This is a genomic window from Luteimonas deserti (genome assembly GCF_013425765.1).
Taxonomy (GTDB): Bacteria; Pseudomonadota; Gammaproteobacteria; order Xanthomonadales; family Xanthomonadaceae; genus Luteimonas; species Luteimonas deserti.
This window is the reverse complement of the sequence record NZ_JACCJZ010000004.1, coordinates 49,642-62,570: the sequence shown is the minus strand read 5'-3', so window position 1 is coordinate 62,570 and position 12,929 is coordinate 49,642. Positions and strand designations below refer to the sequence as shown.

At 68.0% G+C, this 12,929-nt stretch carries 12 protein-coding genes; 2 read left to right on the top strand and 10 right to left on the bottom strand.

Going from position 1 to position 12,929, the window contains the following annotated elements:
* Positions 1 to 42 precede the first annotated feature (42 nt).
* Complete coding sequence (locus H0E82_RS00975) at positions 43 to 2,220, top strand: glycoside hydrolase family 3 N-terminal domain-containing protein (protein WP_180543109.1); 2,178 nt, start codon at positions 43 to 45, stop codon at positions 2,218 to 2,220.
* Between the two features lie 68 nt (positions 2,221 to 2,288).
* Here the strand turns inward: H0E82_RS00975 and H0E82_RS00970 are convergent, their stop codons facing one another.
* The 6 genes from H0E82_RS00970 to glnA all read right to left on the bottom strand — a co-directional run bounded on the left by H0E82_RS00970 (position 2,289) and on the right by glnA (position 9,493).
* Positions 2,289 to 4,358 (bottom strand): class I SAM-dependent methyltransferase, encoded by a 2,070-nt coding sequence (locus H0E82_RS00970; RefSeq protein WP_180543108.1) that lies wholly within the window; start codon positions 4,356 to 4,358, stop codon positions 2,289 to 2,291.
* A complete protein-coding gene (locus tag H0E82_RS00965; protein ID WP_180543107.1) occupies positions 4,355 to 5,113 on the bottom strand; it encodes an N-acetylmuramoyl-L-alanine amidase in 759 nt (252 codons plus the stop codon). Before H0E82_RS00965 ends, H0E82_RS00970 begins: the two co-directional genes overlap by 4 nt.
* 130 nt (positions 5,114 to 5,243) lie before the next feature.
* Positions 5,244 to 6,650 carry an ammonium transporter gene (locus H0E82_RS00960; RefSeq protein ID WP_180543106.1) on the bottom strand — a complete coding sequence of 469 codons (1,407 nt, stop codon included), beginning with the start codon at positions 6,648 to 6,650 and terminating at the stop codon, positions 5,244 to 5,246.
* Between the two features lie 16 nt (positions 6,651 to 6,666).
* Complete coding sequence (locus tag H0E82_RS00955; protein ID WP_180543105.1) at positions 6,667 to 7,005, bottom strand: P-II family nitrogen regulator; 339 nt, start codon at positions 7,003 to 7,005, stop codon at positions 6,667 to 6,669.
* 27 nt (positions 7,006 to 7,032) lie between these two features.
* Positions 7,033 to 7,737, bottom strand: coding sequence for a TorF family putative porin (locus tag H0E82_RS00950; RefSeq protein ID WP_180543104.1), 705 nt, complete (start codon positions 7,735 to 7,737; stop codon positions 7,033 to 7,035).
* A 346-nt stretch (positions 7,738 to 8,083) separates the two neighbouring features.
* Complete coding sequence (gene glnA, locus H0E82_RS00945; protein WP_180543103.1) at positions 8,084 to 9,493, bottom strand: type I glutamate--ammonia ligase; 1,410 nt, start codon at positions 9,491 to 9,493, stop codon at positions 8,084 to 8,086.
* A gap of 247 nt (positions 9,494 to 9,740) precedes the next feature.
* Here glnA and H0E82_RS00940 point away from each other — a divergent pair, with 247 nt between their 5' ends.
* Complete coding sequence (locus H0E82_RS00940; RefSeq protein WP_180543102.1) at positions 9,741 to 10,031, top strand: DUF6916 family protein; 291 nt, start codon at positions 9,741 to 9,743, stop codon at positions 10,029 to 10,031.
* Between the two features lie 9 nt (positions 10,032 to 10,040).
* Here H0E82_RS00940 and H0E82_RS00935 read toward each other — a convergent pair whose 3' ends face one another.
* Genes H0E82_RS00935 through H0E82_RS00920 form a run of 4 tightly spaced genes read right to left on the bottom strand, consistent with a single transcriptional unit; the run spans position 10,041 to position 12,303 of the window.
* Entirely contained in the window at positions 10,041 to 10,598 is a 558-nt protein-coding gene (locus H0E82_RS00935; RefSeq protein WP_180543101.1) for a GNAT family N-acetyltransferase, read from the bottom strand.
* On the bottom strand, positions 10,595 to 11,137 hold the full coding sequence (locus tag H0E82_RS00930; RefSeq protein ID WP_180543100.1) for a phage tail protein: 543 nt from the start codon (positions 11,135 to 11,137) through the stop codon (positions 10,595 to 10,597). Before H0E82_RS00930 ends, H0E82_RS00935 begins: the two co-directional genes overlap by 4 nt.
* Before the next feature lie 42 nt (positions 11,138 to 11,179).
* Positions 11,180 to 11,710 (bottom strand): phage tail protein, encoded by a 531-nt coding sequence (locus tag H0E82_RS00925; protein ID WP_180543099.1) that lies wholly within the window; start codon positions 11,708 to 11,710, stop codon positions 11,180 to 11,182.
* 44 nt (positions 11,711 to 11,754) lie between these two features.
* Positions 11,755 to 12,303 carry a phage tail protein gene (locus H0E82_RS00920; protein WP_180543098.1) on the bottom strand — a complete coding sequence of 183 codons (549 nt, stop codon included), beginning with the start codon at positions 12,301 to 12,303 and terminating at the stop codon, positions 11,755 to 11,757.
* Positions 12,304 to 12,929: the final 626 nt, after the last annotated feature.

The window sequence follows — 12,929 nt, the reverse complement described above, 5'->3', positions numbered from 1 at the left end:
GCCCTATAATCGCCAGCTGAAATCGGTTACACCGGAGTGGCGATGCGTCCTGATGACTTCCTCGACGCGCTTGTGGCGCGGATGACACTCGAGGAGAAGATCGGCCAGCTGGGCATCTTCGCCGACACGCTGCGCCCGTTCGCCGCCGACGTGAATCCGGAGATGAACGAGCGCAATGCCGGTGAACTGCGCGAGCAGATCCGTGCGGGCCGTGTGGGCGCGGTATTCAACGGCGTGGGCGCGGCCCAGGGGCGCGAATCGCAGCGCATCGCGGTGGAGGAGAGCCGGCTCGGTATTCCCCTGCTGATGGGCGCCGACGTCATCCACGGCATGCGCACCGTGTTTCCGATTCCGCTCGGCGAAGCCGCGAGCTTCGAGCCGGAGCTGGCCCAGCGCACCGCACGCGCGGCCGCCGTGGAGGCCACCGCATGCGGCCTGCACTGGACCTTCGCACCGACTCTCGACATCGCCCGCGACCAGCGTTGGGGCCGGGTGGCGGAAGCGGCCGGCGAGGACGTGGTGCTCGGCAACGCGTTCGCCGCCGCGCGCGTGCGTGGCTTCCAGGGCGACGACCTGACGGCGGACGATTCGCTGCTGGCCACGCCCAAGCATTTCGTCGGCTATGGCGCGGTCATGGGCGGCCTGGACTACAACAGCGTCGAGATTTCCGACGGCACGCTGCGCGACGTGCACCTGCCGCCGTTCAAGGCGGCGCTCGATGCCGGCGCGCTTACCGTCATGAGCGCCTTCAACGACATCAACGGCGTGCCCGCCTCCGCCCACGACGGCCTGCTCACCGACCTGCTGCGCGGCGAGTGGGGGTTCGAGGGGTTCGTGGTGTCCGATTACACGGCGGATTTCGAGCTGGTCGCGCACGGCTTCGCCGCCGACGATCGCGATGCGACCCGGCTCGCGTTCTCCGCCGGCGTCGACATGAGCATGCAGAGCGGCCTGTACGCCGCGCACCTGCCGGATCTGGTCGCGAGCGGCGAGGTCTCCATGCAGACCATCGATCAGGGCGTGCGCCGCGTGCTCGCGGTCAAGCAGGCGATCGGCCTGTTCGACAATCCCTACCGCTCCCTCGATGCCGGGGTCGAAGCCGCGCTCGATCCGCACGCGCTGCATTTCGACCTCGCTCGCGATGCCGCCCGCCGCTCGATCGTGTTGCTGAAGAACGAGGGCGACCTGCTGCCGCTGCGCACGTCCGGGCAGCGGATCGCCTTGATCGGCCCCTACGCCCGCGATCGCGCCAACATCGAGGGCTGCTGGACGCTGTTCGGCGATGCGCGCCTGCACGTCACCCTCGAGGACGGGCTGCGCGCCGCGCTCGAGGACGGCGCCGCGCTCGACGTCGTCGACGGCTGCGGCATGGAGGACGGGATCGACGGCGGGATCGATGCGGCGGTCGAGGCCGCGCGTCGTGCCGACGTCGTACTGCTCGCCATCGGCGAGCCGCAAGGCTTCAGCGGCGAGGCGCAGTCGCGCACGCAGATCGTGATTCCGCCGGCACACCAGGCGCTGGCCGAGGCGGTCGCCGCCACCGGCACCCCCGTCGTCGTCCTGCTGCGTCACGGCCGCGCACTCGCGCTGCACGGCGCGGTGCGCGATGCGCAGGCGATCCTCGCGACCTGGTTTCTCGGCACCGCCACCGGTCCCGCGGTTGCCGACGTGCTGTTCGGCGATTACAACCCCTCGGCGCGGCTGCCGGTGAGCTTTCCGCGCGATTCCGGCCAGCAACCGCTCTATTACAACCGCCAGCGGACCGGGCGGCCCGAGCTGCCCGGCATGACCGAGTTCAAGAGCCGCTGGCGCGAGATGTCGCACCGCCCCTTGTATCCCTTCGGTCACGGCCTGTCGTACACGCGCTTCGTCTACGGCGATCTCCGGTTGTCGAGCGACACGCTGGACTGGGATGGCACGCTGACCGCCTCGATGGAGGTGCGCAACGACGGCGCACGCGCCGGCGAGGAGGTCGTGCAGCTCTACATCCACGACCGCGTCGCCAGTCGGGTGCGCCCGATGCGCGAGCTCAAGGCCTTCCGCAAGATCGCCCTTGCGCCCGGCGAGTCGGCGACGGTGCATTTCGAGCTTCACCGCGAGCAGCTCGCCTTCACCACGCGCAGCGGCGCGTTCACCGCCGAGCCCGGGTTGTTCGATGTGTGGATCGCACCGCATGCCGAGGCAGGCGAGGCCCGCCAGTTCACGCTGCGGGCGCGCTGATCGCCGACCGAGGATCGATCGGGACGCGAAGGTGCCGACGCGATGGCACGCGCGTCGCGTGCACGGGATCAGCCGGGTTTCTGCGCCCAGACGAAGAACATCCGTTCGAACGTGCGCGGGTGCGCGGCCTCGAAGCGGTCCCATGCACTGAAGTCGTCCAGGCGGGCGCCCGGCATCGTGCGGACGAAGGCCTGCTGCATGGCGTCCGGTGCCTCCAGGCCGAGCGGCCGCACACCCTGCCGCTCGAGCATCGCGTGGACCTCGACCAGATCGTAATGGGGTTCTCCGGTCCGCAGCAGCAGGTCGCGGCATTCGCCGGTGGCGTAGAAGTCGCTGAAGCGTGTGACCTCGCGCCGCGGATCGCCCGGGGGCAGCGCCAGGATCGCTTGGCGCAGCGCCCGGATGCTAGCGATGGTCTGCGATGGCTCCTGCGCGCTCGTCCAGTCCCGGCAATGCCGGATGCACTGGCGACCGCGCCGGCTGTGGAGCGCGATGCGCACCAGTCCCCGCGGTGCCAGGCAGTCCACCAGCGCCGCGAGTCCCGCTTCGGGCGCCTCCAGGTGCTGGAGCGCATCCGCGGACTCGATGTAATCGAACTGCCGGTCCAGCGTGCGCAGCCGCGACAGGTCGGCCTGGGCGAACTCGATGCCGTGGACGTCGTGGCGACGCGCCAGCGCCATCGCGTAGCCGAGGCGGGCGCGGCTCGGGTCGATCGCGAGCAGGTGCAGACCGTCGATCCGGAGCGCCATGTCGACCGCATGCTGGCCGGTCCCGCAGCCGGCATTCAATGCACGAACGCCGCCCGGACCAGGCGTGATCCCGAGCTCAGGCGCGCCGGCGATGGCCTGGCGTGCGAATTGCGCCAGCGGGGTACGGGCGGCCTGTGCCGGCAGGGCCGTCCAGCGCGGGGATGGCGCGTGGTCGTCCCACTGCCGTACGCGCGCGGCGGTGGCGTCGTCGATCGCGGTCAGCTGCGGCACCGACGCGGCGGCCGACCGTGCCTGCGCATCCAGCGCCAGCTGCTGCGACACCAGCCGGGTCAGGGCGTCGGGCCATGCCGCCGCGGGGCGCTCGCGGTCGTCGCCGAGCACGGTGTCGAGGGGTGCGTACATGGCCAACGCGAGCACGTCGAACGGCATTGCATCGCCGCCCCGGATTCGCGTCGCGAGCACGTGGACCTGCGCGGTCTCCGCTTCCGTCTCGTACCAGCAGTATTCGTTCCGCCAGCATTGCGTGGCGATCGCGACCGCCAGCCGCACGACCGGATCCAGCGCCCCGACGCCGTCGACGGCCGCCAGCTGCGCGAGCAGGCGACACCGGACGTCGGTGAGCAGGCTTTCGAGTTCCGGCGTGGCGATGCGCGCGTGCACCAGCACCCGCATCAACACCGGCATGTCCGCCAGCGCGTCGAGCGACACCTGCTGCGGGCCGCCCTGCTGCAGATCCAGCAGCACCCGGGCCATGGCCAGCGGCGCGAGCAGCTGCGGTATCAGCAACGGGGTGGCCAGCCCCTCGATGAGGAGGCGTACGACCCGAGGATCGTGCAGGGTCCAGGCCATCGCGTGCCCGTGTTCGAGCAGCACGGCGAGCGCCGCCTGGGCGATGACCAGAGAACCGGGCGCGGTGGCGAGACAGTCCAGGTAGGCACGCAGGGCATCGTCCGCGCGGCCCAGGGCCAGCAACGTCTGGGCGCGGTGGACGCCGGCCGACGTATCGCCAGGCGACAGGCGCAGCGCGGTCTCGAAGCAGGCGAGCGCACGTCGGGGATCGCCATTGTCGAGCCAGGCCCTGCCCAGCCTGTCGTGCGCGCCGGCGTCATCGGGATGCGCGACCACCGCCTGCTCCAGTTGCAGCCAGCGCTGACGCGTCGTCGCGCCCGCGTGGCGGCACACGTCGAGGTGCGCGCGACATTCGGTATTGCCCGGCTCGATGGCCAGCACCCGCCGGCACAGTGCGGCCGCCTCGTCGAACTTCGACTGCGCGATGAGCACGGCGCTGAGGTTGACCAGCACGGACACGCGTTCGGGCACCAGGTCCAGCGCCCGGCGGTAGCAGGTTTCCGCCGCCAGGAACCGGTGCCGGTTGTGATGCTCGAGGCCTTCGAAGAACAGCGCCTTGGCCTGCTCGGTGCCGGTCATCGGGCGCGCGCCCGCGGATGTGCCGGAATCGTCCAGCCCTGCACGAGCGCATGCAGGATCCGATGGTCCTCGCCGTCCAGCGGTCCTTCGCGCAGCGCGCGATAGCGCATGCGGAACGCGCGGGCCGTGGCTTCCGGGTCGTCGGTCGGATACCCCAGCAGGCGCAATGCCTGCATGGCGTCGAAGCCGGGCGGTGGCGGCGGTGTGTCGTCGCGCGGCCACAGGCCATGGCCGTGTTCGGCCAGGCGTTTCCACGGAAAGTGCACGCCGGGGTCGATCTTGCGCGTCGGCGCCATGTCGGAGTGTCCGATGATGTTCCCGGGCGGAATCCGCCAGCGCGTGGTCAGATCATCGAGCAGGACGAGCAGGCTTTCGATCAGCGGCTCGGCGAACGGTGTGCGTCCGTCGTTGTCGAGTTCGATGCCGATCGATGCCGAATTGACGTCGCCGATCGCACCCCAGCGACCGGCCCCGGCATGCCAGGCCCGGTCGAGATCGGAGACCAGCTGGTAGCGCTCGCCGCGCTGGCCGACCAGGTAATGCGCGCTCACCCGGCCGCCGCTGTTGCCGGTACGCAGGGTGTCGAGGCTGCGTTGCACCGAGTCCTGCTCGGTGTAATGCAGCACCACCAGCAACGGGCGGCGCGCGTCGTGGTTGCCCGAAGGCACCCAGGTCGCGAGCGGATTGCGTGGAGCTGCCTGATGGGCGCAGCCCGACAGCAGGGCCATGGCGAGGAGAACGGAGATCAGGCGCATGGCGCATTGCACCCGCTCCGGTGCACGGGCGCAAGCCGCGCAGCGGCCGCCACGATCGCCAGAGCTCTCCGCGGTCGGCGCGCGACCGACCGGCCTCTGCGTCGGCGCGACCGACGCAGAGACCCCGGTCTCAGTTCTCGTAGGCGGACTCGCCGTGCGAGGCGATGTCGAGCCCGTTGCGCTCGTCGTCCTCGCTGACGCGAAGGCCGGTCACCAGGCGGGTGATTGTGATCGCGATCGCGGTCACCACGGCGCACCAGACGATGGTGAACACCACGCTGACCAGTTGCACCAAGACCTGGGCGCCGATCGCGAGATCCGCTTCGGTGCCGCCGAGCGACTGCGCGCTGAAGACGCCGGTCAGCAGCGCACCGACGATGCCGCCGATGCCGTGCACGCCGAAGACGTCGAGGCTGTCGTCGGCGCGCAGCAGCCGCTTCAGTCCGGTGACGCCCCACACGCACAGTGCACCGGCAATGAGGCCGATCGCCAGTGCACCGATCGGCCCCACCGTGCCCGCCGCCGGGGTGATGCCGACGAGTCCTGCGATCGCGCCGGAGGCCGCGCCCAGCGCAGAGGGATGGCCCTTGGTGAACGCTTCGACCAGGCTCCACGCGAGCACGCCGCCGGCAGTGGCGACCATGGTGTTGATCATCGCCAGCGACGCACTGGCGTCGGCGGCCAGCGCCGAGCCGGCGTTGAAGCCGAACCAGCCGACCCACAGCAGTGACGCGCCCACGAAGGTGAAGGGCACGTTGTGTGGTTTGAGCGCCTCACGCCCGTAGCCGAGCCGCTTGCCGATGAAGTAGGCGCCCACCAGCCCGGCGACACCGGCATTGATGTGGACCACGGTGCCGCCGGCGAAATCGATCACGCCGCGGTGGGCGAGAAAGCCCGCATCTCCGCTCCACACCATGTGCACCATCGGCAGGTAGGCAAAGGTCACCCAGAGGATCGAGAACAGCAGCACTGCGGCGAACTTGATGCGCTCGGCGAACGAGCCGACGATCAGCGCGGTGGTGATGCCGGCGAAGGTCGCCTGGAAGATCACGAACAGGAATTCGGGCAGGCCGTCGGCATCCGTGTCGGCGGTGATGCCACGCAAAAATGCTTTCTCGGTGAACGAGCCGAAGAAGGCATTTCCCTCGGTGAACGCCGCACTGTAGCCGTAGGCCACCCACAGCACGATCACCAGCGAATACACCACCAGCACCTGCATCAGTACGGACAGCACGTTCTTGGCGCGCACCATGCCGCCGTAGAACAGCGCCAGCCCCGGTACCACCATCAGCAGAACCAGCAGCGTCGAGGTGAGCATCCAGGCGACATTGCCGCTGTCGAACGCGGCGACTTCGAGTGGGGTGTCGGCGGCGGTCAATGCCTCGGCGGTGGCCGCCACCGGAACCGCCGGTGGATCGGTCGGCGGCATCTGCGCCAGGGCGCCGCCGGCGACGCCGAGCAGCGCCAGCGCACACAGCAGGGTCAGGCCGAATGCCCGGGTCCGGGTCGCCCACCCGCGGGTTGTCGTCGTGGTCATGGGAATCTCCGTGGATTTAGAGGGCGTCGGCGCCGATTTCGCCGGTGCGGATGCGCAGGACCTGCTCCAGTGCGACGACGAACACCTTGCCGTCGCCGACCTTTCCGGTGCCGGCCGCACGCGTGATGGCTTCGATCGCGGCCTCGAACACGTCATCGGTGACGGCGCACTCGAGCTTGATCTTGGGCAGGAAGTCGACGACGTACTCGGCGCCGCGGTAGAGCTCGGTGTGGCCCTTCTGTCGGCCGAATCCCTTGACCTCGGTGACGGTGAGGCCGGACACGCCGGCCGCGCCGAGCGCTTCGCGCACCTCGTCGAGCTTGAACGGCCGGATGATCGCGATGATCAGTTTCATGCAGCTCTCCTGTGGAGGGTCACGCCGTCAGAACGACTTGGTGACCGCGAAGGTGATGGTCTCGTCGGGACCGATCAGGTCGTTGTCGTTCCAGGCCAAGGCGACGTCGAAGCCGTTGTCGAAGGTCTTGCCCACCCCGGCCGACCAGAACGCATAGGTCGCGGTGCCGGCGGTGCCTGCGACCCACTGCTTGCCGACGGCCCCGTTCAAGCTCCAGCCGGGCGCGAACTCCCAGCCGACGGTGACGTCGAGATTGCTGCTGCCGTCGGAGTCGGGGATGCCGAAGAGATCGGTGACCGCATAGGAATACTTGGCGCCGAGGACGCTCCAGCTCAGCCCGGCATACAGCTCGGTGGTATCGGCCTTGTTGAAGCCGGCCGGATAGCGGCCCGGATACCAGTAATGCACGGCGCCGACGTCCCAGCCGACGCCGCTGTCACCGAAGTCGCCGCGGACGCCGAGATAGCCGTCGAGTTCGACCTGGCTGGAAATGTCGGGATCGGAATCGGACAGCCAGCTGATGCTGCTGCCCCAGGCGCCGGCGTAGAACCCGCTGTCGTGCGCCCACTCGATGCCACCCTGCAGGGCGGGCTTCCCGTCGGTCTGGGTGATGCCACGGAACAGGTAGTCGCTGGTCAGCGTGAGCGACCCCGACACCTCGGCCTGTGCACCGCCGGCGGCGAGCAGGCCGAGCCACAGGATTGTTGCGGAAACACGATGGCGAGACGGCATGACACAGGCTCCTCAATGAATGAAAGCCCTCCCCGGTCATTGCGTGGTACGTAGCGCGTGATACGTGTCGACGCCGCCCCTGGCGTCCTGGTTCGGCGACCTGCGCTCTGCGGCGCTTGTGGGTCGCACGCGGCCCACCCCCGGGCCGTGTCCCCGTCGATCCGGCTTCGGCCTGATCGTCATTGCAGATGCATCGGGCGACGCCCCCGACCGTGGGGGAGGGAAGGCGTCGCCGTCTGCGGGTGTCACCCCGGGCGGCGATGCGCCCGGGTCCTGCGGCCGGCCGTCGAACGCCGCCGGCGTGGTACGTCCCGTCGCGCCGCACGCGGCGCTACGACGGCGGAAATCAGATCGCGTAGTACATCTGGTATTCGAGCGGGTGGGTCGCGCCGCGGAACGCGGTGACTTCCTTCATCTTCAGCGCGATGTAGGCATCGATGAAGTCGTCGGAGAACACGCCGCCGGCCTTGAGGAAGTCGCGGTCCTTGTCGAGTGCGTCGAGCGCCTGGTCGAGCGAATGGCACACGGTCGGGAAGTTCTTCTCTTCCTCGGGCGGCAGGTCGTAGAGGTCCTTGTCGCTCGGGCCGCCCGGATCGATCTGGTTCTTGATGCCGTCCAGGCCCGCCATCATCAGCGCGGCGAAAGTCAGGTAGCCCGACTGCATCGGATCGGGGAAACGCATTTCGATGCGGCGCGCCTTCGGGTTGGCGACGTACGGGATGCGGCACGAGGCCGAGCGGTTCGAGGCCGAGTAGGCCAGCATGACCGGCGCTTCGAAACCCGGCACCAGACGCTTGTAGGAGTTGGTGGACGCATTGGAGAACGCGTTGATCGCGCGGGCGTGCTTGAAGATGCCGCCGATGTACCACAGCGCAGTCTGGCTCAGGCCGCCGTAGCCGTCACCGGTGAACAGGTTGGTGCCGCCCTTGGCGAGGCTCTGGTGCACGTGCATGCCGCTGCCGTTGTCGCCGACGATCGGCTTGGGCATGAAGGTCGCGGTCTTGCCGTTGCGGAAGGCGACGTTCTTGACGATGTACTTCATCGTCTGCAGCTCGTCGGCCTTCTTGACCAGCGAGTTGAAGCGCGTGCCGATCTCGCACTGCCCCGCATTCGCCACCTCGTGGTGGTGCACTTCGACCTCGATGCCGACCTGGGCCAGCGTCTTGCACATCTCGGCGCGGATGTCGTGCAGTGAATCGAGCGGCGCGACCGGGAAGTAACCGCCCTTGATGCCCGGACGGTAGCCGCTGTTGCCGCCCTCGTATTCCTTGGCCGAGTTCCAGTGCGCTTCTTCCGACTCGATGTGGAAGAAGGTGTGCCCCATCTCGTTGGCGTAGCGCACCGAATCGAAGATGAAGAACTCGGGCTCGGGACCGAAGAAGGCCTGGTCCGCGATGCCGCTGGACTTCAGGAAGGCCTCGGCCTGGCGGGCGATCCCGCGCGGATCGCGCTCGTAGGCCTGCATGGTGGTCGGATCGAGGATGTCGCAGGTCAGCACCAGGGTCGGATCGGCGGTGAACGGATCGACGAACGCGGTGGACGGATCGGGCAACAGCACCATGTCCGAGTTCTGGATGCCGCGCCAGCCGCTGATCGACGAGCCGTCGAACATCTTGCCGTCCTCGAACAGGCCCGGCTCGACCACCGACTGCGGAAACGTCACGTGGTGCTGCACGCCGCGCATGTCGGTGAAACGCAGATCCACGAATTCGATCTTGTGGTCCTTGATCAGCTTTTCGACGGTGTCGATGGACATCGGAAACGGTCACCTTGCTTTGGGAGTGCATGCAGCGACGCAATGAGCGTGCCAACCATTCGCAACAAGAAAACAATGGCTTAGCCGATGCCAGACGCCATCGCCCCGCGGCTTTTGCACCACAATAATGCAGGGAGATGTCCCCGCACCCCGTTGGTGCTTGCCTTGGCGACCGACCCGCGCTCCGGCGTGCCAAACGGGATACGAGGCGCGATGATGTTCGCCTTCTTTCCTGCCTTGTCGCCGAATGGACCTGCTGACGCTCGAACACTTCGCCGGTTGTCTCAACGAGACATTCATGGCGGACATCCAGGGACTCGAGGCGCCCTTCGTGCTGGTCGAAGCGGCGCCGGTGCAAGCGACGCTACCGGGTGCGCAGCGCACCCCGTTCTCGTTGTTATTCCACAACGGGTCTCCCTTGCTGTTTCCCCAGCAGACCTTCCGGATGCGCCATCCGCGGCTGGGTGATGTCGGCATCTTCCTCGTACCCATCGCACAGAACCGCGAGGGCTTCGTCTACCAGGCCGTCTTCAACTGACGAACGCAGTCACGACGGCTCGGGCCGGTTCCACCGCATCAGGCGATGGGACGCCGCCGGATCACCCTCGACACCGACGAAACCGTGCCGGGCGTAGAGGCGCGCCGCGTCAGCGTTCGAGTGAAACACGTGCAACTCCATGCCGCATCCCTGGGCGTATGCCCTGCGCTGGGACGCCACGATCAGTGCGGTACCCACCCCGCGTCCACGCGCGCCTGGAAGCAGCGCGATGTCGATGATCCGGTGCAGGGGGGGCGTTGGCTGTAGATAGAAGCGCCCCACCGGGCGGTCACCATCACAGACGACATAGAACTCGGCATCGGCGAAGACCGCGACGTAGTGGCGGTGCTGCGCCGCGCACTGCTGAGCGAGGAAACCATGCTTCATGGCATCCGGCCACGGCAGCCGGGACATTTCGTCTTCGCGGGTGCTGGCATACAGCGCGGGCAACCATGCCATATCGCGCTCGCACAGGCGCCGAATCGTCAAGCCCTGCGCAGCGAGCGCGGGCAGCGCCTGGAGCCCGTCGTCCGGCGTGCCGGCAAGAAGGGCGTCCCCGGCCGTCACGGAAACGACGGGAAGACCCCTTGCAGCGCGATCGAGAAGTTCAGAGCGAGGTAGGGCTGCCTATTCGCATGAGGTTGGCCACCGCCCGCTTCGGGCTGGAGCATATCGGGGGCGAGCGTCGTGTCCGGTGCACCCGACGCGAAGGTTCGCGCACTGGTGTTCACTGTGAGAAACGAGAGCCCGCCATCGGTGACCGGGGCGGAACGCCCGCTGCCCACGGCCGACTGCGAATAGGCGTTGATCGGGTGTCCGTGCGCGGGCATCTGCGCGGCGGTCAAGGTGGCCGTATTGGTCCCGAACGTGTCCCCGACGCTCCGAGGTGTCAGCGCATGCCCCTGGCCGGAACCGCAGCCTGCGCGGCCGGCCAGGTTGGGCAGCCGGAACACGGTTTGTCCGTTCCCGCCATAGTTCACACCCAGCAGCGAGAACAGCGCGGTGTTCTGCTGGATCGGCACGGCAGCGCCGTTGCAGAACGCCCAGCCCATAGGATTGAAGTTGAAGCCGAACAACTGGATCTGTCCGACAAAGGGTTCGGTCATGGGATCGCTCCGGGTGCGGATCGGACGTGCGTTTGAAGAGGGTCAGTTCTGCGACGGATAGAGGCCCGCCCAGGCGATGCAGAACTGAACCGCCAGCGTGGGCATGCAGTTTTCGTGCGGCTGGCTGCCGCCCGCCACCCCGACCGTTTGCGCGCCCATCGCCGCAGCCGTATTGCCTGCAATGCTGCTGACGTAGAAGTTGTCACCGCTGACGGCCGCGGGCACGAGCGTGGGGCCTGGCGCGGTGGCAGTGGCGGCGGCCGTGGTCGCCAACAGTGGATGGGTATGCGGGGGAAGCTGCGACGCGAGCAGGGTCACCGTCTCCGTCCCTGCCATCCGTCCAAGTGCGTAATTGCCCAGACCCGGCCCTTGGCCCTGATGCACCGGAAGCCGACCGCGCAGATCGGGGACGGCGAACGTGATCTGCCCATCGCCGCCATACGCGACGCCGAGCAGCTGGAACAATGTCTGGTACTCTGAGATCGGAAGCAGTCGGCCATCGCAGGCGACCCAACCGATGGGCTGGCGATTGAATCCGAACATGCGGATTTCGCCGACGTAGCAGTCACTCATATGGGCGCTCCGGTGGGGCGCGGGATGCTCCCCGCGCCGTCCGATCAGTTTCGCGACGGGTAGATGCCCTGCAGAGCAATGCAAAAATTGATCGCGGCATAGGGCTGCATATTCGAATGGGGTTGCGCGGCGCCGATCGTCCCTACCGACTGCTGCGCCAGCGTCACCTTCGGCCCCGAGGCGGCGCCGTAGATCGGAACGGCCGCGCCGGCGCTATTGGTGCTCGCCGCGAAGGCGCGGCCGCCGGGCAGGCGACTGTTGGCGGGGCCCGACGCCGCATGCACGGCATGACCGTGCGATGGAACTTCGGACGATCGCAGCGCCACACTTTCCACACCGCCGCTTTCGCCGGCCTGCATCGGCAACGGCTGCCAATTGGGGTCGACCGACGACGCATAGCCGACCGGCGTGCGACTGCGCAGGTCGGGAAGCCTGAAGAGGGTCATGCCGTCGCCGCCATACTGGGTTCCGAGCAGCGAGAACAGCGCCTGGTTCTGGTTGATCGGCAGAAACTGTCCGTTGCACTGCGCCCAATCTCGGGGCGCGAAGCCGAAGCCGGTCATCATGATCTGACCGATGAAGAACTCACTCATGCCGCCCCTCCCCGTGGTCGACTCGCGGTGCCGACGGTGGCTAGCGTAGTCGCAAATCCCGCGGCATGACCAGCAGCGCCCCGGGGTCGACCTCGACCCGATGTGCGAAGGATGCGGAATGCTGCTGTAATGCGTGCGTTGGGGGACGACTGGGCCGCGGGTGGGACTGCGATCGCCCGTCGCGGTATGGGGCTGGAAGTCCGGTACAGCAGTGCCGACGCCATCAGGGGAACAGAGCATGCAGACGTTGTCGACGCGCCGTGGAGTCGCGGGCGCATTCTATTGTGCGTGCTGGCTCATGCTCATCGGCCTGGTGTGGCCCGGCAGTGTCAGTGCCCAGACGTCGGCGTTCTGTCCGACGCCGTTCACGGCCACCATCACCAGCGGTGGCTCCGCGACGTTCGATGTCAGCAACTGCGACGGCAGTTTCGACGGAGGCATGAGCGACGGCCCACCCGCGACACCGCCGACCTCCGGGACGTATGTGATCGGACCGAACAGTGGCGGCTTCCAGCAGGTCACCTATACCCACGACGGCATCAGTACGGATCCCACCGACAGCTTCACGCTGCTCGACGAGGAGAACGACCTGGTGCTCTTCAGCATCACCATCACGCCGTCGAATT